This is a genomic window from Microbacterium sp. A93, from assembly GCF_051842835.1.
This window is the reverse complement of the sequence record NZ_JBPXMT010000002.1, coordinates 512,284-534,274: the sequence shown is the minus strand read 5'-3', so window position 1 is coordinate 534,274 and position 21,991 is coordinate 512,284. Positions and strand designations below refer to the sequence as shown.

The window sequence follows — 21,991 nt, the reverse complement described above, 5'->3', positions numbered from 1 at the left end:
GTCGATGGGTGACCCGACATCCAGGAAATCCGGGACATCGGGTCACCCATCGACCTTCAGTTGTTGGGGTCAGGCCTTGGAGAGGCCCAGGGCGTGGGGTTCCATGAAGTTGCGGAGGCCGATGGGGCCCATCTCGCGGCCGATGCCGGACTGCTTGACGCCACCGAACGGGGCGCGCTGGTCCAGGAACGGTGCTCCGTGGGTGTTGTGGAAGATGTACCCGGCCTCCAGGCGTGAGCCCACGGACCGCGCGGTCTCCTCGTCGGAGGTCCACACCGAGTTGCACAGGCCGTACGGGGTGTCGTTCACCATCCGGATGCCGTCCTCCACGTCATCGAAGGTGATGACCGGGATGGTCGGGCCGAACTGCTCCTCCGTGACCACGCGCAGGGAGGGATCCGGGTCCAGGACCAACGAGGGCCGGATGAAGTTCCCCTCTGCCCAGTCGCCGCCGGGCAGTTCTCCGAACTCGCGGACGTCCGCACCGGAGTCCTTGGCCTCCTGGACGAGGTCGGTGACGAACTGCAGCTGGGCCTTCTGGTGGAACGGGCCCATGGTGGTGGAGGGGTCCGTGGCCGGGCCGAGCTTCACGTTCTCCAGTCGCTGGGTCAGTTCGGAGACCAGTTCCTCCTTCTTCGAGGAGTGGACGTAGATCCGTTTGGCGTTCATGCAGATCTGCCCCGTGGAGGCATAGATCCCGCCGAACAGTGCGTCCAGGTTCTCCTCGGTGAACTCGGCGTCCTCCAGGATGAGCACGGCGTCATTGCCGCCGAGCTCCAGGGTGACATTGGTCAGTGACTGCGCGGCCATGGACATGATGCGTTTGCCGCCGCCCACGGAGCCGGTGAAGCAGACCTTGGCCACATCCTCGTTGGAGACCAACGCCTCGCCGATCTCGGCGTCCTCGCCCGTGACCACGTTGAGCACGCCGGCGGGCAGCTTCTCCGCGAAGCGCTGGACGGCGCGGGTGGTGGCCAGCGGGCAGGACGGCGGTGGCTTGACGACGACGGTGTTCCCGGCCATCAGGGCGTAGGGCAGGGCCGCGCCGAGGATGGCGATCGGCCAGTTGAACGGGACGATGATGGTCACCACGCCCATGGGCTTGTAGGAGACGATCGTCTCGGTGGGCGGGCCGGGTAGGGTCTCGGTGGCGTCCACGATGTCGGCCAGGCCGATCGCCAGATCAGTGCGCTGCACCAGGCCCATGTGGTCACCGATGGACTCGCCCACGATCTTGCCGTTCTCCGCGGAGAGGATGGCGGCGTCAGCCTCGACGTCAGCGGCCACGGTCGCGTTGGCCTCTGTCAGCAGGGCGCCACGCTCAGCGGGGGAGAGGGCGGCCCAGGCGGGGAATGCGTCCTTGGCGGCGGCCACGGCGGCCAGGGCCTGGTCCCGGGTGGCGGCCGCAGCGTAGCCCACGGTCTCGGAGGGCTTGGCCGGGTTGGTGATGGTCAGGCTCTTCTCCGTGGAGTGCTCCTGGCCCCCGTAGTAGAGGGGGGTGCTGGGCAGGCCCTGCGAAGCAGCGCCCCCAGTCTGGGTGACGGTGCTGGTGTCAGTCATGATGCCTCTTTCAGGGATAGTGAATGCGGCTGAGGAGACGTGAATATCCATCAGGATCGGGGCGAATACGCATATTCTGCGGTGAGACGGGATGGTCCGTGACTGGATGCCGAGAGGCGTGATTCACATCACTCTGATCATAGTGAACCAAAGGGGCCGGGGGCGCGTCAAGGATGCGCGCACGGCTGGCTCGAGAACCGCCACGACCTGCGGCCCGGCGAGAGGATTGAATCCTGAAGTGCCATGTCAGACGACATTTCAGCCTGTTAGCGCAAAAATGAGGGAAATAGGGCTTTACCTTCGTTGCGCTGGGGTCTACTGTCTCATGGAGATATAGATCACTTCCCAGCAAAGTCGCTGGGCAACCGCGATTTCTTTGGGAGATCCCATGACCTCAACCATCACCCGGCCGGAGACCAGCGTCGCCGAGCTGGAAGACCTCTCCTACGAGCTGCGGGAGAAATTGCTCCTTCTTTGTGGCGAATACAATGGCGCCGTCCACATTGGTGGAGACCTTTCCTGCGCCGATATATTGACGTTGTTGTTCCAGTACGGAATGCACGTTGATCCGCAGGACCTGAGCAACCCGGAGCGTGACCGCTTCGTGCTCAGCAAGGGCCACGCCGCCGTCTGCATGTATATCACCATGGCCATCCGCGGCTTCTTCGACTACCGCGAAATCGTGGACACCTACGGCCAGCTCGACTCCGCCTACGGGATGCACCCGTGCAAGGTTCAGCTGCCCGGCGTGGAGGTCTCCACCGGCTCCCTGGGCCACGGGCTTCCGCTGGCCACCGGCATGGCCCTGCACGCCCGGCGCAACGGCATGGACCACCGCGTCTTCACCCTGATGGGGGACGGCGAGACGGGCGAGGGCTCGGTCTGGGAGGCCGCGCTGGCCGCCAACAGCAACAACCTCGGCAACCTGGTGGCCTTCATCGACCGCAACCGCCAGCTGATGACGAGCTTCGCCGAGGAGCGCGTGAAGCTCGAGCCCTACCCGGACAAGTGGCGGGCCTTCGGGTGGAGCGTGATCGAGGTGGACGGCCATGACATGGGCGCCCTCGTGGGGGCCTTCGACTCCCTGCCGGCCCCGGACTCGGACACCCCCACGGTGATCATCTGCGACACGGTCAAGGGCAAGGGCGTGGACTTCATGGAGGCCAACCTCGCGTGGCACGCCGGCTCCCTCAACGAAACCGACCTGCAGCGGGCCCTGGCCTCGCTGGCCCACGGACGAAAGGCGGCCTGAGCATGACCAGCACATCCTCCAGTGCAGCAAGCACAGAAGAGACCACCTCCTTCACGTTCGGGGAGTTGCTCTCCTCCCGCACGGTGATCGGCCAGACCCTCAAGGAACTGGGCGAGGAGAATGACAACCTCTGGGTCCTCACCCCGGACATCGGCGCCACGTTGGTGGAGTTCCGGGACGCCTTCCCGGACCGCTTCGTGGACGTCGGCCTCTCGGAGCAGGCCTGCGTCGGCATCGCCGCCGGACTGGCCTACGAGGGCAACATCCCCGTGGTCTCCGGGATGCTGCCCTTCCTGAGCATGCGCGCCCTGGAACAGGTCCGCTCGGACATCTGTTACCCCAACCTGCCCGTGAAGATCGTCGGCACGCACGGAGGGCTCGTCGGCAACGGCGGCTCCACCCACTACGCCGTGGAGGACCTGGGCCTGATGACCTCCCTGGTCAACATGACCGTCACCTCCATCGGTGATCCGCTCATGGTGGGCGAGGTGTTGCGCCAGTCCATGTCCATGACCGGCCCGCTGTACATCCGCCTGGCCGTGGGCAAGAAGGACAAGGTGGTCTACGAGCCCGGCTCCGTCACCATCGAGATCGGCAAGGGCATCACCGCCCGCGAAGGCACGGACCTGACCCTCTTCGCCCACGGCGAGACCGTCTCCCAGGCCCTCGAGGCCGCGGACATCCTGGCCGCCGAGCACGGCATCAACGCCCGCGTGGTGGACATGTTCACCCTCAAGCCGATCGACGCGGACCTCATCCAGCGGTGCGCCGAGGAGACCGGCCGCTTCGTGGTGGTGGAGGACCACCTGGCCTACGGCGGCCTGGCCTCCCAGATCTCAGACGTCATCGTGGACCGCGGCATCCGGCTGGAGGGCTTCCAGCGTCTCGGCATCCCCCAGGTCTTCGCCGGCTTCGGCGAGGACACCGAGCTGCGGGACAAGCACGGCTACGGCCTGCAGGCCACCGTGGATGCGGCACGCGCCATGGTCCAGGGGGTGAGCGCATGACCGCCGTCGAGACCGTTGCGGTCACCAAGATCGGCAGCCTGACAGCGCCCGACGCCGGCCAGCGCGGCTCGATCGGTGTGGTCACCTTCCCCGCGGACCAGGTGGGGCCGGAGGACGTGCGCATCGCCGTGGCCTACGCCGCGATCTGCGGCTCCGACCCGCACCTGGCCGAGGGGTTCTTCGGCACCGACGTGCCGATCGGGCTGGGCCATGAGATCTCCGGCGTGGTGGCCGAGCTCGGCTCGGGTGTCCGCCGCAGGGACCTGAAGGTCGGGGACCGGGTCTCCGGCAACTTCGTCCGGTTCTGCGGCGCCTGCCAACCCTGCCAGGACGGGCGTCAGCAGTTCTGTCAGAACCTGCAGGAGTACAACCGCCCCGGCATGGCCCGCTCCGTGGTCTGGCACGAGTCCCAGGTGTACCGCCTGCCGGAGTCCGTCTCGCTGCTCAAGGGCTGCCTGCTGGAGCCCACGTCCGTGGCCGTGCGGATCGCGGACAAGACGCGGATCCGTCCGGGGGACCGCGTGGCGGTCTGCGGTGGCGGCCCCATCGGCCAGTTGTCCCTGCAGCTCATGCACCGCTACGGCGCCACGGACCTGACCCTCATCGAGCCGATCGCCGAGCGTCGCGAGCTGGCCCGGCGCTTCGGTGCCCGCCATGTGATCGACCCGAACAGCGAATCCCTGGCCGAGCGCAACCGGGAGATCACCGGGGGAGTGGGATTCGACGTCGTGATCGACGCCTCCGGCTCCCGGCACGCGGTGGCCGGACTGCTGGACCTGGCAGCCCCCGGCGGGACCGTGGTCTACGGGGCCATGTACCCGGAGGGGTACGAGCTGCCGCTGAACCTCTCCGACTACCTCTATCGCAAGGAGTTGACGCTGACGGGGGTCTTCGTGTCCCCGTACACGTTCCCGCGGGCCGTGCGGCTGCTGGAGGAGTTGGACCTGGAGCCGTTCCTGCAGTCCGTCTATGACCTGGAGGACGCCGCCGAGGCCTTCGAGACCCACCTGGGTGGGACCCATCCGAAGGTCGTCATCCGATGCAACCGACTGCCGGAGGACACAGGGTCCGGGGCGGGGCAGGCATGAACACCGCCACGGCGGAGCCCCGTGCGCCGCAGACGGAGCGCCTCGCGCTGCAGGCCACCGGGATCTCCAAGAACTTCGACGGTGTGGCCGCCCTGACCGAGGCCCGCCTCGAGGTCCGTCCCGGGGAGATCCACGCCCTGCTGGGGGAGAACGGCGCCGGGAAGTCCACGCTGATCAAGGTGCTCACCGGCGTCCACCAGCCCGACGCCGGCTCGATCGAGTCCGAGGGGACGCCGGTCCAGTTCTCCGGGGTCCGGGACGCGCACCACGCCGGCGTGGTGGCCCTGTACCAGGAGACCTCGATCATCCCCACGATCAGCGTGGCGGAGAACATCCTGCTCGGCGAGCGCACCCCGAGCTCCTCCGGGCTGGTGCGCTGGAGCGAGCTACGCCGCGAGGCGCGGCGCCAGCTGGACCGCCTCAACCAGGGGCATATCCCCCTGCGCCGGCTGGCCGGACGGCTCTCCCCGGTGCAACAGACCATGGTCTCCGTGGCCCGGGCCCTGGCCTCGGACGCCCGGGTGCTCATCCTGGACGAGCCGACGGCGGCCCTGACGGACACGGAGATCAAGGACCTGTTCACCGTGCTGCGCGGACTACGCGCGGACGGGGTCGGGATCGTCTACGTCTCCCACCGCCTGGAGGAGGTCTTCGAACTCTGCGACCGCGTGACCATCATGCGCAACGGCCAGACCATCGTGACCCAGGACGTCGCCGAGATGACCATTGACGAGGTCATCTCCACCATGGTCGGGCGGCCCGCCGAGGACCTGTACCCCGAGCGCGGCACCGCCACGGACCGGGTGGTGCTGAGCGTCCAGGACCTCGGCGGCAACAAGGTGCAGGGGATGGACTTCTCCGCCCATGCCGGCGAGGTCTTGGGCATCGGCGGACTCGCCGGGTCCGGCCGCTCCGAGCTGATGCGACTGCTCGCCGGGGACCAGAAGCGGACGGCCGGGACCATCACGGTGGACGGCAAGCCGCTGCCGGGAACCGGCGGTGTGGGCCGGGCCTTGAGTCACGGGATAGCCCTCGTCCCCGAGGAGCGGCGCTCGCAGGGTGTCTCCCTGGGGGCCTCCATCCAGGACAACATCGCCGGGGCCAACCTGGAGAAGGTCAGCTCAGCCGGGTGGGTGTCCTCCCGCCAGGTCACCGAATTGGCCCGCCGCGGTATGGAGAACCTGCGCGTCAAGGCCCGCAGTCCCCGTCAGGCGGTGGGGCTTCTCTCCGGCGGCAACCAGCAGAAGGTCGTCCTGGCCAAGATGCTGGCCCGGAATCCCCAGGTGCTGCTGCTGGACGAACCCACCCGCGGCATCGATGTGGGCACCAAGGCCGAGATCTACCGCTTGATCCGGCAGCTGGCGGCGCAGGGAACCACCATCATCGCCGTCAGCTCCGAACTCCCCGAACTGATCGGCCTGTCCGATCGGATCCTCATCATGCATGAGGGACGCGTCTCCGGTGAGGTACCCGCAGAAGGTGCCGACGAGGAGACACTCCTGTCTTATTGCTACGGAAGGACCGCCTGAGATGGCTACCGTGACTCCCCCCGATACCGTGACTGCGGTGGCCGTGCCCGAGAAGCGCACTCCACTGGTCCAGATGGTCTGGCAGGGCGGGACCATCATCGCCCTGGCTGCCCTCATCCTGATCTTCGGGGTGATGAGCCCGTCAGCCTTCCTGAGCCTGGGCAACCTGACCAATGTGCTGGCCCAGGTGGCGATCCTGACGATCATCGCCGCCGCCCAGACCATGGTGATGGTCACCGGCCACTTCGACCTCTCGGTGGGCACCACTGCCACCCTGTCCGGGGCCACCGCCTCCGCCCTGATGCTCAGCGGTCTTCCGGTGCCACTGGCGATCGTCCTGGGACTGCTCGCAGGGTTGGCGGTGGGCATGATCAACGGACTGCTCGTGGCCTACCTGAACATCTCGGCCATCGTGGCGACCCTCGCGACCATGACCACCATCGGCGGCCTGGCCTTCATCGTCACGGACGGCACCACGCTCTATGACATGCCGGAGTCGTTCTTCTGGATCGGCCAGGCCCGGCCACTGGGGATCCCCATGCCCGTGATCTTCGCCGCCGTGGTGGCGCTCATCGTCTGGGTGGTGCTGCGGTACACCACGGTGGGCCGCCGCTGGTACGCGGTGGGTGGAAACCCCGAGGTGGCCCGGCTGTCCGGCGTCAACGTCCGCAGCAATGTGTTCTGGGCCTTTGCCCTCGCCGGCCTGGCCTCCGGGCTGGGAGGCATCGTGCTCGTGAGCCGGCTCTCCAGCGCCAGCGCCACCAGCGCCAACGACTACATGATGCTCGCCGTGGCGGCCGTGTTCCTGGGTATGACCATCGCCAACTCGGGCCAGGCCAACCTCGGCGGAACCCTGGTGGGTGTGGGCATCATCGGCGTGCTGCAGAACGGCCTGAACATCGTGGGCGTCAACACCTACATCCAGCAGGTACTCACCGGCGTGATCATCGTCGGAGCGGTCCTGCTCTCATCCTTCAAGTCCAAACACCGATAGGCCGATGCCGGCCTCTCACCCCCGGATACCCCCATCCACCCCACCGCCACCGCCAGGTGGCACCTTCCACAGGAGAAGACCATGCGTACATCACTGAAGATCACCGCAGGACTCGCCGTCGCCGGGATGTTGGCCCTCACGGGATGCTCCGGCGACGCCGGAGGCGGTGGCGACGACAGCTTCAAGGTCGCCGCCTTCACCGCAGGGTACGGCACACCGGCCGGCAAGGAATCCCTCGACGAGCTCGTGGAGAAGGGCAAGGAGAAGGGCTGGGACGTCACCCTGTACACCTCCGACTTCGACTACGACAAGATCAACACCGACGTCCAGTCGGCGATCACCCAGGGAGCTGACGTGATCGTGGCCGGCTTCCCGGATCCCCGCCAGATCGCCCCGCTCGTCAACGCCGCTGAGGGCTCGGACATCCCCATCTTCTCGATCGACGGCGGGGTGGAGCCCAACGAGGACTTCGTCCAGGACATCACCTTCGACCAGCAGCAGATCGCCGACCTCGGCCTCGGCGCCTTGGATGAGGCCATGGGCGGTCTCGAGGGCAAGGACGTCATGGTGATCGGGCACGATCCGCACGTGGGCATCATGACCCGCAGCAACATCGCCGTGGATGAGTTGGAGGCCGCCGGAGCCAACCTCGCCGGCGGCGAGATGAAGCAGGTGCTGAACCCGGGCACCTCGCAGGAGGAGACCCTGAAGTTCGTCACCGACTTCCTGCAGGCCAACCCGGACGGCCTGGACGGGATCTGGACCGGCTGGGACCACGCCGCACTGGGGGCCGTGCAGGCCATCAACGAATCCGGCCAGGACGACATCTACGTGACCGGCGTGGACGCTCTCGGTGCGGCCGCGGCAGAGATCGAGAAGGAAGGCCCCTTCTACGCGTCCGTTCTGCAGGACTGGTCCAAGGTCGTGGACATGACGGTGGAGAGCGTCGAGGCCTTCCGTGCCGACGGCACCCTGCCCGAGGAGGACTTCGTGGAGGTCGAGGCAGAGCTGATCGACCGCACCAACGTGGCCGACTACGAACCGACGATGTGAGGCCGATGACGACTACCACCACCGGAACCGATCGCCTGCTCGAGATCTTCTCGATGCGCCAGGACATCGTGGTCATCACGGGGGCCTCGAGCGGGATCGGTCGCGCCGCCGCCGAGATCTATGCGGACGCCGGCGCCACCGTCGTCGTCCTCGGGCGGGACCAAGGCCGGCTGGAGGAGGTCCGGGACGGCATCACCGCCGCCGGGGGCACGGCCCATGCTTACGCCGCGGACCTCTCCCGGTCCGGGGCCTTTGACGAGGCGCTGGAACGGATCGTGACCGAGGTGGGCCGGCCCACCGTCGTCGTGGCCAATGCCGGCATCGCCGGGGGCGGCAGCTACCGGACCGAGGACGGGGCGATCGCCCGGTACTCGGCTGAGGAATGGGACCACGTGGTGGACACCAACCTCAGCGGCACCTTCGACACGGTGCGTGCCGCCGCCCGGGTGCTACCGGACCACGGCCGGATCCTGGTCACCTCCTCCACCGCCGGGCTGCGCACGGACCCCATGGTCTCCTACGCCTACGGGGCCACGAAGGCGGCGATCATCAACCTCGCCCGCCAGGTCGCCCTCGAGCTGGCACCCCGCGGCATCCGGGTCAACGTGATCGCCCCCGGACCCTTCAAGGGCACCCGGATCGGTGGGGACGCCGTGCTGGATGCGGCCGGGGAGCGGATGTGGGAGGAGACCATCCCGCTGGCCCGGATGGGCACCATGGCGGAGATCCAGGCGCCCATGCTCTTCCTCGTGGCGCCGGGCAACTCCTTCGTCACCGGCGCCGTGCTCGCCGTGGACGGCGGGGCGCTGGCGCTCTCACACACCATGTTCTGAACCGACCAGATGGAGACACCATGACCACTCTGAAAGACAAAGTCCTGCTGATCACCGGTGGTGCCAGCGGCATCGGCCGCGCCACCGTGCGGCGCTGCGCCGAGAAGGGCGCGAAGGTGGTGGTGGCGGACCTGAACCTCGCCGGGGCCCAGGCCGTGGCCGATGAGGTGACGGTCGCCGGGGGCCAGGCGGCTGCCGTCGCGGTGGATGTCTCGGATTTCACCGCCGTCCAGGCCGCCGTGCAGTCCGCCGTGGACACCTTCGGGCGGCTGGACGGGATCTTCAACAACGCCGGGATCGCCGGGGGCAGGCCGCTGCTGGAGCACGAGCCGGAGAAGGACTACCACCCGATGATCCGGGTGGACCAGGACGGGGTCTACTACGGCATCCTGGCCGCCGGCCGGCAGTTCAAGAAGCAGGGTGGGGGCGGCGTCATCGTCAACACCTCCTCCATCTACGGCGAGCAGGCCGCCGAGCTGTCCTTCACCTACTCGGCCGCCAAAGCCGCCGTCATCTCCTTCACCCGCTCGGCCGCCTACGAGCTGGCCGAGCACGGCACCCGGGTGCTGGCGATCACCCCCGGGCGCGCCAACACCGCGATCATCCAGCAGTTCCCGCAGCAGCTGCGCGAGCTCTTCGCCTCCGAGCAGCTGCGCAACAAGATGACCGAGCCGGAGGAGATCGCCAACGTGGTGGCCTTCCTGTTCTCCGAGGAGTCCAACGCCATGAACGGCACCGTGGTGTCCGTGGATGACGGCTACTCGGTGTTCAAGCACCGCTTCGACCTGCCGGAGTTCTGAGGTGCGCGAGGACGTCGCCTGCCAGAGCGCGGCCTTCACCACGGACCCCTTCGGCGAGGATTTCGCCCGCTGCCTGCCGGTCCTGAAGGACGCCGGATACCGGCGCGTGGTGCTGGGCCCGCTGGATCCCTCGGCCCGCGGTATCGAGGCCTTGGGACAGCGGATTCACGACGCCGGCCTGGAACCCATCGCGATGGTGGTCCAGTCCCCGGAGGCGAACGTCATGTCCAGTAGCCCGGACGTCCGGCGCCGGGGCTTCGACCAGCTGCGCCGGACGGTGGAGATGACACAGCGGATGGGCGGGGACCAGCTCAACGGGGTGCCCTACGGCGTCCACGGGGATGCCTCCGCGCTGCCGACGGCGCAGGACGTGGCCACCACGGCGGCGCTGGTGGGGGACGCGGCGGATGAGGCGGCCGCGGCCGGGATCATGATGACCTTCGAGGTGGTGAACCGCTACGAGACCTCCGTGCTGAACACGGCGGCCCAGGCGGTGCGCTTCGTGGAGCACTCCGGGTCGAGGAACCTGAAGATCCACCTGGACACCTTCCACATGGCCCTCGAGGAGTCGGACCTGCTGAGCGCCGTGGCGCACGCCCTGCCCCACCTCGGATACCTGGAGTTCGGTCAGTCCTCCCGGGGCCTGCTCTCCACCGGCAGCCTCGACCTGCCCGGGATCCTGTCCGCCGTCCGCGGGCTGGGTTACACGGGCCGGTACGGCGTGGAGGGGTTCAGCCGGGCCACCATGCAGGAACCCGTGGCGGATGCCCTGAGGATCTGGGGCACCACCTTCACCACGGGTGAGGAGTTCGTGCGTGACGCAGCTACCTTGTTCGCCTGACGCTTCACCGGAGTCTTCACCGGAGACGGCGCCGCCGACCGCGCTGGATAGATTGGTTGGTATGTCTCCGGAACCCGATGACCTCCTGGCCTATCCCCGCCCCTCGGTGGCGGCCGACGTCGTGCTCCTGACCGTGGCCCACGGCCAACTGAACGTGGTCCTGCGCCAGCGGGACCAGGGCAGCCATGCCGGTCAATGGATGCTGCCCGGCACCATGCTGCGCGAACGCGAGCGGCTGGGTGATGCGGTGCTGCGGTGCCTGGACACCCGGATGCACATCCAGGGCCGCTCGCCGCGGCAGCTGCACGTCTTCGACGACCCGGCCCGGGACGAGCGGGGCTGGGTGCTGACTGTGACCCACCTGGACGTGCTGCCGATGGCAGCGCTGGAGCAGGGGCTGGCACACGGCCACGGCCAGCTGCGGCCCGTCACCGAGGCGCAGGGGCTGCCCTTCAGCCACGACGAGATCATCGCGTGGGCCGTGAAGATGGTGCGCTGGGAGTACGGGCAGGCGCCGGACCCGTGGAACCTGCTGGAGGACCAGTTCACCATGACCCAACTACGCCAGGTGCACGACGCCGTGGCCGGATCGCCCCACCAGAAGGACACCTTCCGGCGGGCCATGGAGCCGCAGCTCGAGGCGCTGGAGCTGCGGGCCGTCCCGCCCGGCAGCAACGGGCTGGGCCGTCCGGCCCGGATCTACCGCCGGCGCCCGAACACCGAACAACCCCTGCTGATCATGACCTGAGTCCGAGGAGACACCTGATGAAGATCGAAGCACTCGTTGTCGAGGCGAAGAACGCCCCCTTCGTCCGGGAGACGCTGGAGCTGGCCGAGCCGGGCCCCGGCGAGGTCCTGGTGAGGGTGGTGGCCTCCGGGGTCTGCCACACGGACGCCATCACCCAGGCCGGGGACATGCCCCTGCCACTGCCCGGGGTGCTGGGGCATGAGGGCTCCGGCGTGGTGGAGGCGATCGGCACGAGCGTGGACTCCGTGGCGGTGGGGGACCACGTCATCATGGGCTGGCCCTTCTGCGGGCAGTGCCGCAACTGCCGCCGCGGTGAGCACCGGTACTGCGACCTGCTCGGCCCCGCCGTGGCCAGCGGGCAGCGGTTCATCGGCCCGCAGGCCGGGACCTCGGCCTACTCCCGGGCGGACGGCTCGAGCCTGTCCGGCCACTTCTTCGGCCAGTCCTCCTTCGCCACCTACTCGCTGGCCAACGCCAACGCGCTGGTGGTGGTGGACCCCGAGGTGCCGCTGGAGCTGCTGGGCGTACTCGCCTGCGGCATCACCACCGGCGCCGGAGCGGTGCTGAACACCGCGCGGCCCTCCGCCGGTGAATCGCTGGTGGTCTATGGGGCCGGCGCCGTGGGACTCGCGGCCATCATGGCGGCCCGGAACACCCCGGCCACCACGATCATCGCCATCGACCTGCACGACTCCCGGCTCGAACTGGCCACCCGCTACGGGGCCACCCACACCATCAACTCCGGCCGGGAGCAGGCCCTGGAGCGGATCTTGGAGATCTGCGGCGGTCCGGCCGACTACGTCATCGACTGCACCGGTGTGGTCGCGGTGATCGAGGAGGCCGCCGAGGCCGTGGGCATGCTCGGCACCCTGATCCTCATCGGCGGCGCCCCCGCCCAGGCCCGGTTCAGCCTGGACCACCAGCGGACCCTGTGGGGAAAGCACGTGGTCGGCACCCTCGGCGGCTCCGGCACCTCCCAGGACCTGATCCCGGCGCTGATCGCGCTGTACCGTCAGGGCCGCTTCCCCTTCGACGAGCTCGTGCGGTACTACGGCTTCGACCAGGTGGAGCAGGCCTTCGCCGACTCGAAGTCCGGCCAGACCATCAAACCGGTGTTGCGGATCGGCTGACCCGGAATATGGGATCACGGCCGCGCCAACTGTCGATTCGCTCGGCGATTCTCGACGTGTGGCGCGGCCGTGATGCGTGGGGTAGGCGGGTGAATTCGTTGCGGTGGCTAGGCTCGGGGCATGCCCGCCGCCGAATCCCAGCACCCTGAACAGCACCCCTCCCACCGGCCCCTCGGACCCTCCTCGCGCTCGCAGGTCCCCGACTTCCAGGTGATGACCATCCTCGGCAGGGTCGCCGAGCTGCGCGCGGCCGGGGCCGACGTGGTGAGCCTGTGCGCCGGGGAACCAGGCGGCGGGGCACCCACCGCGGTCAACGCGCGGGCGGCCCAGGTGCACTCCTCCGGGCGGGCGCTGAACTACACGCCCACCCTGGGGATCGCGCCGCTGCGGCAGGCCATCGCGGCGCACTACGCCCGCTGGTACGGGATCGAGGTGGACCCGGCGCGGGTGGCCGTGACCACGGGTTCCTCCGGCGCGTTCATGCTCGGCTTCCTCGCCGCCTTCAACCCGGGGGACCGGGTGGCCATGGCCCGCCCCGGCTATGCCGCCTACCGCAACATCCTCACCGCGCTCGGCTGTCAGGTGGTGGAGCTCGACGCCGGCCCGGCCGTGCGCTTTCAGCCCACCCCCGCGCTGCTCGAGGAGGCGGAGGCCGTCCATGGGCCACTGAGCGGTTTGATTCTCGCGTCCCCGAACAACCCGACCGGGACCATGGCCACCCGCGAGGAGCTGGCCGCGCTGGCCGGCTGGTGCTCGGCGCGCGGGGTGCGGCTGGTCTCGGACGAGATCTACCACGGGGTGACGTACGGGGACGGGGCCGAGCACGGGGTCTGTGCCTGGGAGTACTCGGACGAGGCGATGGTGATCAGTTCCTTCTCCAAATACTGGGGAATGCCGGGGTGGCGGATCGGCTGGATGCTGATGCCCGAGGACCTGGCGCCGGCGATCAGCGGGCTCTCCGGGTCGGTGTCCCTGTGCCCGCCGGCGTCCGCGCAGTATGCGGCGGTGGAGGCGTTCACGGAGCAGTCCTACGCGGAGTGTGATGTGCAGGTGGCCGGGTTCGCCCGGGCCCGCGCGCTGCTGCTGGAGCATCAGGACCGGCTGGGCTGGACGGACGCCGCCCCGGCGGACGGGGCGTTCTACTTCTGGGCCAAGCCCGGTGCCGCGATGCTGCAGCGGTACGGGACCTCGACCGCCTATTGCGAGGCCCTGTTGGAGCAGGCGCATGTGGCGCTGACCCCCGGGACCGACTTCGACACGGCGCACGGCGATCAGTACGTCCGGCTGTCCTTCGCCGCCGGGCAGCGGGACGTGGCCGAGGCGATCGAGCGGATCGTCGCGTTCCAGCGGGGTTGATGGCCATGGGGACCCTTCAAGATTGCTAGTCTGGAGCGCATGTCCACCGCCCTGACCCTCGCTGTCCTCGCGGTCGGACTCATCCTCACCCCCCTGTTCTGCCGTTGGTGGGGCCGTCACGCCGGCTGGCCGCTGGCCGCGGTGTACGTGCTCGCGGCCGCCGCGTATATCCCGGCCCTGATCCAGAGGCCGGGTGCCGCCACCTGGTCCACCCCCTGGATCCCGTCCTGGGGCGGTGAGGGCGGAGAGGGCATCCGGCTCGCGTTCTCCGCCGACCCGGTCTCGAGCGTCTTCACACTGATCGCCCTGCTCATCGGCGCGGTGGTGCTCGTCTACTCCACCCAGTACCTGGATCCCGGTCCGAACCGGAGCTTCTATCTCGGGATGGCCCTGTTCACGCTCTCGATGGTCGGACTCGTCACGGCGGATGACCTCGCGGTGCTGTTCATCTGCTGGGAACTGACCTCGCTGGCGTCCTTCCTGCTCATCGCCCGGTCCGGGCAGGGGGCCTTCGCCCCCTCGATGCGGACCCTGCTCATCACCTTCCTCGGCGGATTGGCCCTGTTGGTCGCGGTGGTGCTGATGGCGGCCCGCACCGGGACCATGGACCTGGGCGAGGTCATGGCCTCGGGCGTGTGGGCCGAGGACCCGGCGTTCACCACCCTGATCGGGGTGCTCATCGCCCTGGCCGCCATGACCAAGTCGGCCCAGTTCCCCTTCCACTCCTGGCTCCCGGACGCCATGGCGGCCGCCACGCCCGTCTCGGCGTACCTGCACGCCGCGGCCGTGGTGAAGGCCGGCATCTTCCTGTTGCTGCGTTTCTCCCCGGTGTTCCACGAGGACGTCACCTGGTCCGTGCTGCTGGTCGTCGTGGGTCTGGTGACCTCCGCCGTCGGCGGCTGGCGGGCCCTGCAGCAGCACGACCTCAAGAAGCTCATGGCGTACTCGACGGTGAGTCAGCTCGGGCTCATCGTCGCCGCGATCGGCACCGGGACCGAGGCGGGCATCGTCGCCGCGCTGATCCACACCATCGCGCACGCCCTGTTCAAGTCCGGCCTCTTCATGGTGGTCGGCGTGGTGGACCACGCCACCGGTACCCGCGACCTGCGGCGACTGCCGGTGCTGTACCGGGCGATGCCGTTCACCTTCGCCGTGACCGTCCTGGGCGCCGGCGCGATGGCCGGCATCCCTCCGTTGCTCGGGTTCATCTCCAAGGAGTCGATCTTCACGGCGCTCCACCAGTGGGCCGCGGACGGCGGGGCCGGGGGCACGCTGGCGGCCTGGGCGGGTCCGGCCGCGCTGGCCGGTGCCGCCCTCGGTTCCGTGCTCACCTTCGCCTATTGCGCCAAGGTCGTCGTGGGCGGTTTCACCGACCCGGAGCGTCCCGAAGGATCCGCGCACCCGGCGCACCGGGCCCCTGCCCAGAACCACGGGCAGGGACAGGCCAAGCCCCTCCACGCTCCCGGCGGTGTGCTCGTGACCGCCACGGCGTTGCCGATCCTGGCCTCCGTCGCGGCACTGTTCGCTCTGCCGCTCCTGGATGCCGGCGTCGGGGCCGCCACGGACACAGCCCTGCCCGGTGCCGCCCCCGAACCGCACTTCGTGCTGTGGCACGGCGTCACGGCCGAGCTGTTGACCACGCTCGCCGTCTTCGCCGTGGGCGTGCTGACGGTCCTGCTGCGCCACCGGCTCTGGCCGGCTTTGGAGCGGAACGGGTTGCCGTTCAGCGGCGCCTCCATCATCGAGGCCTGCAACCGTGGCCTGACGGTGGCTGGTCACGCCGTCGCCCGCCTCACCGCCCGGGACGCTGCCGCCTCCCACGCAGCTGCCATGGTCGCCGCACTGACGGCAGTGGTCGTCCCCGGGGTCCTGGTGCTGTCCGCGCAGGGCGGTCTGCCGCCGCTGCGTGAGGACCTGACGCAGCCCGTGGACATCGTCCTCCTGGTGCTGATGGCCGTGGCGGTGCTCGGTGTGGCACTGAGCCGTTCCCGCTTGGGCGCCACGGTGGCCCTGTCCGCCATCGGCATCCTCATGACGGTCCAGATCGTCGCCCTCGGTGCTCCGGACGTGGCCCTGACCCAGCTGTTGGTGGAGAGCCTGACCATCATCGTCATTATGCTGGTCCTGCAGAAGCTGCCGCGGACCTTCATGGCGCCCAGGGTCCGCCGGGCCGTGCCGGCGGCGGTCGTCGCCGTCGGCGCCGGGCTCGCCACCGGCCTGGCGACCTGGGGACTGACTGGTCGGCGCGAGAAGTCCGAGGTCGGCACGTACCTGCTGGAGAACGGCGGGGAGATCACCGGCGGTGACAACATCGTCAATGTCATCCTGGTGGAGTTCCGTGCCCTGGACACCCTCGGGGAACTGGCCGTGCTGGGCATGGCCGGCATCGCCCTGGCCGCCGTGCTCTCTACGGTCCGCAACCGGTACATGGACCCGGACCCGGACCGGGTGGTCCGCGAGGAGGATGGTGCCGACCGACCCGACGGCCCGGACCTCGGCAGTCCGACCGCCCGCCGTGCCATCCTCAGCTCCTGGGGCAACATCAGCCAATTGCAGCTGATGCTGCGGTTCTTGATCCCGGTGCTCGCCCTAGTCTCCGCCATGCTGTTCCTGCGCGGCCATAACGAGCCCGGAGGCGGGTTCATCGCCGCGCTCGTGGGCTCAGCCATCGTGGGCCTGGTCTACCTGTCCACCTCCAGGGACCGGCAGGTCGGCCCGCCCCGGCTGCCGGTCTACCTGATCGGCAGCGGCGTGGTGGTCGCAGTGTCCACCGGACTGTGGAACATGGCGGTCACGGGGACGTACATGGAACCCCAGCACGGCTACATCCTCGGCCAGCACGTCAGTACCTCCATGGTGTTCGACGCCGGCGTCTACCTGGCCGTCATCGGACTCATCCTGCTCGCGTTCAACGTGCTCGGCACGGCGCACTCGGTCCACCACAGCCCCGGCGGCGAGGGGGCCCGGGAGCGGGTCGACGAGGCCATGCTGGGGGAGATCGAAGGACCGAGGGACAACCCGATCGACAGCCTGATCTTCGCGGCCGACCGGAAGGCCCACTCCGATGACGGAACCGGGACACCGGTGAGGCCCACCAGCCAGCACATCTCCACCGGCGATCGACCTGACGAATGGGGGCGGTGACATGTTCGTCCTGGCCGTGACCGTCGGCGTGCTGACCGCCGCGGGCGTCTGGCTGTTGCAGCAGCGGAGCATGGTCCACACGGTGTTCGGGCTGACCCTCGTCTCCCACGCCGCCAACCTGCTGCTGCTGGCCTCGGGCGTGCCGGGCTGGCGCACCGAGCCGCTGATGTCCACGGCGGAGGCCGCCGCGGCGGCTGACCCCCTGCCCCAGGCCTTCGTGCTGACCGCGATCGTGATCTCCATGGCGACCACCATCTTCATGCTCGCCCTCGCAGTGATCGGCAGGAACGACGACCAGGAGAAGATACCCGAGACCGGAGAGGAGCACACATGAACGACGTGACGGCCGGTTCGCTGCTGGCCCTGTTCGTGGCCGTCCCCCTCCTGGGCGCCGGCCTCTCGGTGATCATCCGCCGCCGCGTGGTGGACCGGGTCCTGCTCGTGGGGGTCCCCGCGCTGGCGGTCGCCGGGGCCGTCGCCCTGATGCTGTTCCACCGTGAGACCCCCGTGGTGGCCACCGCCATCGGCTCCTTCGAGGGCGGCATCGCCATCCCCCTGGTCTCGGACATGCTCGCAGCCCTGATGCTGGCCACCACCGGCCTGGCCACGGCCGCCGCGGGGTGGTTCCTGACCCTCACCGGGGAGGCGCGGCTCCGGTTCGTGCCGGCCCTGGCCCTGCTGCTGATGACCGGAGTCAACGGCGCCCTGCTGACCGGCGACCTGTTCAACCTCTTCGTCTTCGTCGAGGTGATGCTGCTGCCGTCCTACGCGCTCATCGCCGTGACCGGCACCTGGCGGCGTCTGGGCCTGGGCCGTATGTTCGTAATCGTCAACCTGGTGACCAGCCTGATCCTGCTGATGGGCGTCGGCCTGGTCTACGGCTCGGCCGGCACCGTGAACCTGGCCGTCCTGGCGGGCCGGGCCGCCGAGGATCCCCAGGTGGCTCTGGCCGTCACCATCGTGCTGCTCGCCCTGGCCATCAAGGCGGGCGTCGTTCCCGTGCACGGGTGGATGCCCCGGGCCTACGCGGGGACCTCGGCGGGCATCATGGCCCTGTTCTCCGCGCTGCACACGAAGGTCTCGCTGTACGCCATCTTCCGCCTCTACTTCACCGCCTTCGAACCGGGCACGACGCCGGCCAGTGCCTCGGGCGCTGCCGGCGCCTCGGAGCCGGGCACCGGGATGGGCGAGACCGTCGCGGTGGTGATCGCCGTCGTCGTGCTCGTCACCATGGTGCTGGGCGCCCTCGGTTCCCTGGGCGAGCAGCGGTTCCGCGGGGTCCTGGCCTTCCAGATGGTCGCCGGCGTGGGCCACATCCTGATCGGCGTCGCCGTGGCCTCGCCCGCGGCGGTGGCGGCCGGCCTGTTCTACCTGGTGCACCACGTGATCACGATGGCCTCGCTGCTGACCACCGTCGGGGCGGTCGAGCACACCTACGGAACCGGGGTGCTGGGGCGGCTCTCCGGGGTGATGCACCGGGAGCGGCTGACCGCCGTGCTGGTGGCCCTGGGCCTGCTGTCCTTGGCCGGGCTGCCGCCGACCTCCGGGCTGTGGGGCAAGCTCGGACTGGGCCTGGCCGTGGCCGAATCAGGGGACAGCGGACCGCTGTGGCAGACCCCGGTGTTCCTCATCGCGATCGTCGTCTCCTCCGTGGTTACGCTCGTGGCGCTGCAGCGCCTGTGGGGCGGCAGCTTTGCGGGGGCCCCGCTGCGCCGGTACTGGCCGGCCGCGCGCGGGGGCGGCCGGACCGAGGCCCGGCCGCTGGACACCACCGTCCGCATCCCGCTGCGGCTGCTGGGCCCCGGGGTGACGATGATGGGTGTCTCCATCGCGCTCTTCGTGTTCGCCGGCGTCCTGATGCCCTTCATCGACAGCGCGACGGCCGGGCTCTTCGACACCGGCCCCTACATCGAGGCGGTGCTGCCATGACGGCCGACCAGCCACGCGCACGCGCCTCCCGGCGGTTCAGCCTCGGGTCCATGATCGCCTACCTGGCCTGGCTGATCGGGCAGGTCATCGCGGGCTCCGTGACGGTGGCCCGGCGCGCCCTGACACCGGGCGCGTTCGCGGAGCCGTCCATCGTGGCCTTCCCACTGCGCTGTGAGACCGACCTCGAGGTCACCTGGATGGCCTCCTCCATCACCATCACGCCGGGCACCCTGGTGGTGGGCACGGCGCACGGCTCGGACACCGAGCCCGTGACCGTCTTCGTCCATTCCGTCTTCGACCAAGACCGGGAATCCGTCCGGGAGGGCCTACGGGAGATGGAGGAGCGGCTGCTGCGGATGACCCGCGGGCCACGGTGGCAGGAGTACGAGGACCGCACGGATCACGGGGGAAGGAAGACCGGATGAGCATCGACTCCGCCTACGACGTGGTCCTCTCGGGGGTGCTGCTCATCCTGGCCGTGGCCATCCTCGTGGGGCTCTTCCGCATCTACACCTCTGCCGCGGCCGCCGAGCGAGCCGTGGTCGGGGACCTGGTCTACTTCGCCGGCGTCGGGATCCTGATGATGGTGGGGATCCACTCCGGATCCGCCATCATCCAGGACGCGGCGATGCTCGCGGCCTTCCTGGGCATCCTGGCCACGGTGGCCTTGGCACGCATCCTGACGAGGGGGGAACGCTAGTGGCTGGATACGAGATCCTGGCGTCCATCCTGATGCTGGGTGGCGCACTGCTGGTGTTGCTCTCCGCCGTGGCGATGGTGCGCTCCCGGGACGCCCTGCAGATGATGAATGTGTTCTCCCCCGCCACGGGGATGGGTCTGCCCCTCGTGGTCGCCGGGGTGTACGTGCACTTGACCGGACTGAACGGCTTCCATTGGTGGGTGCTGGTGGTCAGCCTGATCACCGTGGTCTCCCTGGTGATCGTGTCCTCGCTGGCCTCGAACACCCTCGCCCGCGCGGTGTACCAGTCCGGTGCGCCGGTGGACCCAGGCACCGAACCCCAGGACCTGGCCCGGCCTTCGGGCGACTGATCGCTGCTGGTCACGGTCCGTGGTGCGGGTCTATCGTGACGGACAGCGCCGACACGTCAGTGCAGTGCGCAGTGCAGTACGCCGTACCGCCGTGATGGGCGCGGTGCTGGTGACCGTCAGCTCCGGGATCTCCCAGGCGGTGGACGAGCATCCCGTGCTGCCTCAGGAGCTGGTGGCCCAGGCGGACCTGGACAACGCCAACTTCGTGGACAACGAGGACCTGCGCGCCCTGGCGGAGGGCACCACGGCGAGCCCCGAGCAGGTCGAGGCCGCCGTGGCGCTGAACGAGGAGCAGCGGCTGCGCACCCTGAAGCTCGGCTTCCTCATCCTCGCCGGCGTCAGCGTGGTGGCCGCCGTGCCGGCCTCGAGGCTGCCGAAGTACCGGCCGGGAGAGGTCCCGGCGGGGGATGTCCCGGCTGCACGGTGATCCCGGTACACGGCCGCCGATCAGGATCCCCGTCGACGTGGGGGGTGGGCTGGGGTGGTTCGCCTCGCGGTGAAGGCCGGGGGGCCCGGCCGTGGTGCGGGGGAGGGCGAACACCTCCCCACCGTGTCCGCTGCCAGACGCCCGCCGAGCCCCTCAGACGCTGAACAGCTGCCGGTCCGCCGCCAGGACGTACGGCCCGCCGTAGGTCTCGCTGATGCCCGCGATGTCGGCCGCGGAGAAGATCCCGGCGATGTGGCTGACCACCACCTTCTTGGCTCCCGCCGCGGCGGCGATGCGACCGATCCCCTCGGGGGTGGTGTGGCTGGATTCCAGGTGGTGCAGGAAGGCGTCGTTGAAGTCCTGGTCCCGGTAGTAGTCCATGTTGATGGCCTCGTGGACCAGCAGATCTGCGTCGCGGGCCAGCGCCACCATGTTGGGTGTCTCGGTGGTGTCCCCGGAGAACGTGATCACGCCGTACTGGGACTCGAAGCGGAAACCGAACGATGGGAAGACGGGCAGGTGCTCCACCAGCGTGGCTTGGACCCGCACCCGGTCATCCTCGTAGATGGTGAACGGCTCCATGTCCGGCACGGGGTTCCGGTCGGGATCCGCACGGGGCCGCCGCGGCAGTTCGATGTCCACGCCCTCGAAGAGCTCGTTGAGGGGAACGCGATCCTCGTCCGTGGTGCGGATGTTGATGTCATAGGCGTTGGCCCGCATCAGGTTCTTGATGACGTCCTTCATGCCGGTCTGGGGCGGGGAGACGGCGTTCCTGATGCCCCGGGGCAGCCGGGCCCGGCCCGGGCCCATGATCCCGGTCAGGGAGTTCACGCCGTTCACTGGAGGGCCCCAGTTGTAGAGCATGTAGGCGCTCAGCTCGGAGATGTGATCCGAGTGCAGGTGGGTGACGAATCCCTGGCGCAGCTTGTTCCCGGTCAGCCCCGCGTCGGACGCCTGGCGCGGCATGGTGAGGCCGAAGTCCACCAGATAATGCAGTCCATCGACGACGACGGCACTCGCCATGCCGTGCCGCGTTCCCCGGATCGCGGGGCCGGCGACGGTGCCCAGGGTCACCAGGTGCATGCCGGTGTCCGGCACCGTCTCCGGTGAGGCCAGTACCGGTTCGGGGGCGTCGGCGGCTGCGGCGCCGGCTCCGAGGAAGGGTGCAGCCAAGGCGGCGGCGCCTCCGGCACCGAGGAGGGTACGGCGGGACGGGCCGGACGGGCCGGATGGGGTGGGCATGTTTCCTC

Annotated in this window: 21 protein-coding genes; 19 read left to right on the top strand and 2 right to left on the bottom strand. The window is 69.3% G+C overall.

Annotation, left to right across the window (positions count from 1 at the left end):
* Positions 1 to 69: 69 nt before the first annotated feature.
* Positions 70 to 1,560 carry an aldehyde dehydrogenase family protein gene (locus ACSU1G_RS06750; protein WP_439279150.1) on the bottom strand — a complete coding sequence of 497 codons (1,491 nt, stop codon included), beginning with the start codon at positions 1,558 to 1,560 and terminating at the stop codon, positions 70 to 72.
* A gap of 388 nt (positions 1,561 to 1,948) precedes the next feature.
* Here ACSU1G_RS06750 and ACSU1G_RS06745 point away from each other — a divergent pair, with 388 nt between their 5' ends.
* The 19 genes from ACSU1G_RS06745 to ACSU1G_RS06655 all read left to right on the top strand — a co-directional run bounded on the left by ACSU1G_RS06745 (position 1,949) and on the right by ACSU1G_RS06655 (position 20,741).
* Positions 1,949 to 2,812: a transketolase gene (locus ACSU1G_RS06745; protein WP_439279149.1), complete on the top strand. Its 864-nt coding sequence runs from the start codon at positions 1,949 to 1,951 to the stop codon at positions 2,810 to 2,812.
* A 2-nt stretch (positions 2,813 to 2,814) separates the two neighbouring features.
* Complete coding sequence (locus ACSU1G_RS06740) at positions 2,815 to 3,819, top strand: transketolase family protein (RefSeq protein WP_439279148.1); 1,005 nt, start codon at positions 2,815 to 2,817, stop codon at positions 3,817 to 3,819.
* Complete coding sequence (locus ACSU1G_RS06735) at positions 3,816 to 4,907, top strand: zinc-dependent alcohol dehydrogenase (protein ID WP_439279147.1); 1,092 nt, start codon at positions 3,816 to 3,818, stop codon at positions 4,905 to 4,907. The genes ACSU1G_RS06740 and ACSU1G_RS06735 overlap by 4 nt, the downstream gene beginning before the upstream one ends.
* Positions 4,904 to 6,436 carry a sugar ABC transporter ATP-binding protein gene (locus ACSU1G_RS06730; RefSeq protein WP_439279146.1) on the top strand — a complete coding sequence of 511 codons (1,533 nt, stop codon included), beginning with the start codon at positions 4,904 to 4,906 and terminating at the stop codon, positions 6,434 to 6,436. Before ACSU1G_RS06735 ends, ACSU1G_RS06730 begins: the two co-directional genes overlap by 4 nt.
* A gap of 1 nt (position 6,437) precedes the next feature.
* The gene (locus ACSU1G_RS06725; RefSeq protein ID WP_439279145.1) at positions 6,438 to 7,430 is read left to right on the top strand and encodes an ABC transporter permease; all 993 of its coding nucleotides are present in this window, start codon (positions 6,438 to 6,440) and stop codon (positions 7,428 to 7,430) included.
* A gap of 81 nt (positions 7,431 to 7,511) precedes the next feature.
* Positions 7,512 to 8,483, top strand: a complete 972-nt coding sequence (locus ACSU1G_RS06720) for a sugar ABC transporter substrate-binding protein (RefSeq protein ID WP_439279144.1) — start codon at positions 7,512 to 7,514, stop codon at positions 8,481 to 8,483.
* Positions 8,484 to 8,488: 5 nt separating this feature from the next.
* Complete coding sequence (locus ACSU1G_RS06715) at positions 8,489 to 9,316, top strand: SDR family NAD(P)-dependent oxidoreductase (protein ID WP_439279143.1); 828 nt, start codon at positions 8,489 to 8,491, stop codon at positions 9,314 to 9,316.
* A 20-nt stretch (positions 9,317 to 9,336) separates the two neighbouring features.
* Positions 9,337 to 10,116: an SDR family NAD(P)-dependent oxidoreductase gene (locus tag ACSU1G_RS06710; RefSeq protein WP_439279142.1), complete on the top strand. Its 780-nt coding sequence runs from the start codon at positions 9,337 to 9,339 to the stop codon at positions 10,114 to 10,116.
* A 1-nt stretch (position 10,117) separates the two neighbouring features.
* Complete coding sequence (locus tag ACSU1G_RS06705) at positions 10,118 to 10,957, top strand: sugar phosphate isomerase/epimerase family protein (protein WP_439279141.1); 840 nt, start codon at positions 10,118 to 10,120, stop codon at positions 10,955 to 10,957.
* Between the two features lie 61 nt (positions 10,958 to 11,018).
* Positions 11,019 to 11,705: an NrtR DNA-binding winged helix domain-containing protein gene (locus ACSU1G_RS06700; RefSeq protein WP_439279140.1), complete on the top strand. Its 687-nt coding sequence runs from the start codon at positions 11,019 to 11,021 to the stop codon at positions 11,703 to 11,705.
* 17 nt (positions 11,706 to 11,722) lie between these two features.
* Positions 11,723 to 12,835, top strand: coding sequence for an NAD(P)-dependent alcohol dehydrogenase (locus tag ACSU1G_RS06695; protein WP_439279139.1), 1,113 nt, complete (start codon positions 11,723 to 11,725; stop codon positions 12,833 to 12,835).
* A 120-nt stretch (positions 12,836 to 12,955) separates the two neighbouring features.
* Positions 12,956 to 14,191, top strand: coding sequence for an aminotransferase class I/II-fold pyridoxal phosphate-dependent enzyme (locus ACSU1G_RS06690; protein WP_439279138.1), 1,236 nt, complete (start codon positions 12,956 to 12,958; stop codon positions 14,189 to 14,191).
* 39 nt (positions 14,192 to 14,230) lie between these two features.
* The gene (locus tag ACSU1G_RS06685; protein WP_439279137.1) at positions 14,231 to 17,335 is read left to right on the top strand and encodes a DUF4040 family protein; all 3,105 of its coding nucleotides are present in this window, start codon (positions 14,231 to 14,233) and stop codon (positions 17,333 to 17,335) included.
* 1 nt (position 17,336) lies between these two features.
* Positions 17,337 to 17,669, top strand: coding sequence for a sodium:proton antiporter (locus ACSU1G_RS06680; RefSeq protein ID WP_439279136.1), 333 nt, complete (start codon positions 17,337 to 17,339; stop codon positions 17,667 to 17,669).
* The gene (locus ACSU1G_RS06675; RefSeq protein WP_439279135.1) at positions 17,666 to 19,264 is read left to right on the top strand and encodes a proton-conducting transporter transmembrane domain-containing protein; all 1,599 of its coding nucleotides are present in this window, start codon (positions 17,666 to 17,668) and stop codon (positions 19,262 to 19,264) included. Before ACSU1G_RS06680 ends, ACSU1G_RS06675 begins: the two co-directional genes overlap by 4 nt.
* Complete coding sequence (locus tag ACSU1G_RS06670) at positions 19,261 to 19,689, top strand: Na+/H+ antiporter subunit E (protein WP_439279134.1); 429 nt, start codon at positions 19,261 to 19,263, stop codon at positions 19,687 to 19,689. Before ACSU1G_RS06675 ends, ACSU1G_RS06670 begins: the two co-directional genes overlap by 4 nt.
* The gene (locus ACSU1G_RS06665) at positions 19,686 to 19,964 is read left to right on the top strand and encodes a monovalent cation/H+ antiporter complex subunit F (protein WP_439279133.1); all 279 of its coding nucleotides are present in this window, start codon (positions 19,686 to 19,688) and stop codon (positions 19,962 to 19,964) included. The genes ACSU1G_RS06670 and ACSU1G_RS06665 overlap by 4 nt, the downstream gene beginning before the upstream one ends.
* A complete protein-coding gene (locus tag ACSU1G_RS06660) occupies positions 19,964 to 20,314 on the top strand; it encodes a cation:proton antiporter (RefSeq protein WP_439279132.1) in 351 nt (116 codons plus the stop codon). Before ACSU1G_RS06665 ends, ACSU1G_RS06660 begins: the two co-directional genes overlap by 1 nt.
* Before the next feature lie 64 nt (positions 20,315 to 20,378).
* A complete protein-coding gene (locus tag ACSU1G_RS06655) occupies positions 20,379 to 20,741 on the top strand; it encodes a hypothetical protein (RefSeq protein ID WP_439279131.1) in 363 nt (120 codons plus the stop codon).
* A gap of 153 nt (positions 20,742 to 20,894) precedes the next feature.
* Here ACSU1G_RS06655 and ACSU1G_RS06650 read toward each other — a convergent pair whose 3' ends face one another.
* Positions 20,895 to 21,983: an MBL fold metallo-hydrolase gene (locus tag ACSU1G_RS06650; protein ID WP_439279130.1), complete on the bottom strand. Its 1,089-nt coding sequence runs from the start codon at positions 21,981 to 21,983 to the stop codon at positions 20,895 to 20,897.
* Positions 21,984 to 21,991 lie beyond the last annotated feature (8 nt).

Bases quoted from the DNA above. Each gene is read 5' to 3' on its own strand.
- ACSU1G_RS06750 (WP_439279150.1), bottom strand. From the start codon at position 1,560: ATGACTGACACCAGCACCGTCACCCAGACTGGGGGCGCTGCTTCGCAG.
- ACSU1G_RS06745 (WP_439279149.1), top strand. From the start codon at position 1,949: ATGACCTCAACCATCACCCGGCCGGAGACCAGCGTCGCCGAGCTGGAA.
- ACSU1G_RS06740 (WP_439279148.1), top strand. From the start codon at position 2,815: ATGACCAGCACATCCTCCAGTGCAGCAAGCACAGAAGAGACCACCTCC.
- ACSU1G_RS06735 (WP_439279147.1), top strand. From the start codon at position 3,816: ATGACCGCCGTCGAGACCGTTGCGGTCACCAAGATCGGCAGCCTGACA.
- ACSU1G_RS06730 (WP_439279146.1), top strand. From the start codon at position 4,904: ATGAACACCGCCACGGCGGAGCCCCGTGCGCCGCAGACGGAGCGCCTC.
- ACSU1G_RS06725 (WP_439279145.1), top strand. From the start codon at position 6,438: ATGGCTACCGTGACTCCCCCCGATACCGTGACTGCGGTGGCCGTGCCC.
- ACSU1G_RS06720 (WP_439279144.1), top strand. From the start codon at position 7,512: ATGCGTACATCACTGAAGATCACCGCAGGACTCGCCGTCGCCGGGATG.
- ACSU1G_RS06715 (WP_439279143.1), top strand. From the start codon at position 8,489: ATGACGACTACCACCACCGGAACCGATCGCCTGCTCGAGATCTTCTCG.
- ACSU1G_RS06710 (WP_439279142.1), top strand. From the start codon at position 9,337: ATGACCACTCTGAAAGACAAAGTCCTGCTGATCACCGGTGGTGCCAGC.
- ACSU1G_RS06700 (WP_439279140.1), top strand. From the start codon at position 11,019: ATGTCTCCGGAACCCGATGACCTCCTGGCCTATCCCCGCCCCTCGGTG.
- ACSU1G_RS06695 (WP_439279139.1), top strand. From the start codon at position 11,723: ATGAAGATCGAAGCACTCGTTGTCGAGGCGAAGAACGCCCCCTTCGTC.
- ACSU1G_RS06690 (WP_439279138.1), top strand. From the start codon at position 12,956: ATGCCCGCCGCCGAATCCCAGCACCCTGAACAGCACCCCTCCCACCGG.
- ACSU1G_RS06685 (WP_439279137.1), top strand. From the start codon at position 14,231: ATGTCCACCGCCCTGACCCTCGCTGTCCTCGCGGTCGGACTCATCCTC.
- ACSU1G_RS06680 (WP_439279136.1), top strand. From the start codon at position 17,337: ATGTTCGTCCTGGCCGTGACCGTCGGCGTGCTGACCGCCGCGGGCGTC.
- ACSU1G_RS06675 (WP_439279135.1), top strand. From the start codon at position 17,666: ATGAACGACGTGACGGCCGGTTCGCTGCTGGCCCTGTTCGTGGCCGTC.
- ACSU1G_RS06670 (WP_439279134.1), top strand. From the start codon at position 19,261: ATGACGGCCGACCAGCCACGCGCACGCGCCTCCCGGCGGTTCAGCCTC.
- ACSU1G_RS06665 (WP_439279133.1), top strand. From the start codon at position 19,686: ATGAGCATCGACTCCGCCTACGACGTGGTCCTCTCGGGGGTGCTGCTC.
- ACSU1G_RS06650 (WP_439279130.1), bottom strand. From the start codon at position 21,983: ATGCCCACCCCATCCGGCCCGTCCGGCCCGTCCCGCCGTACCCTCCTC.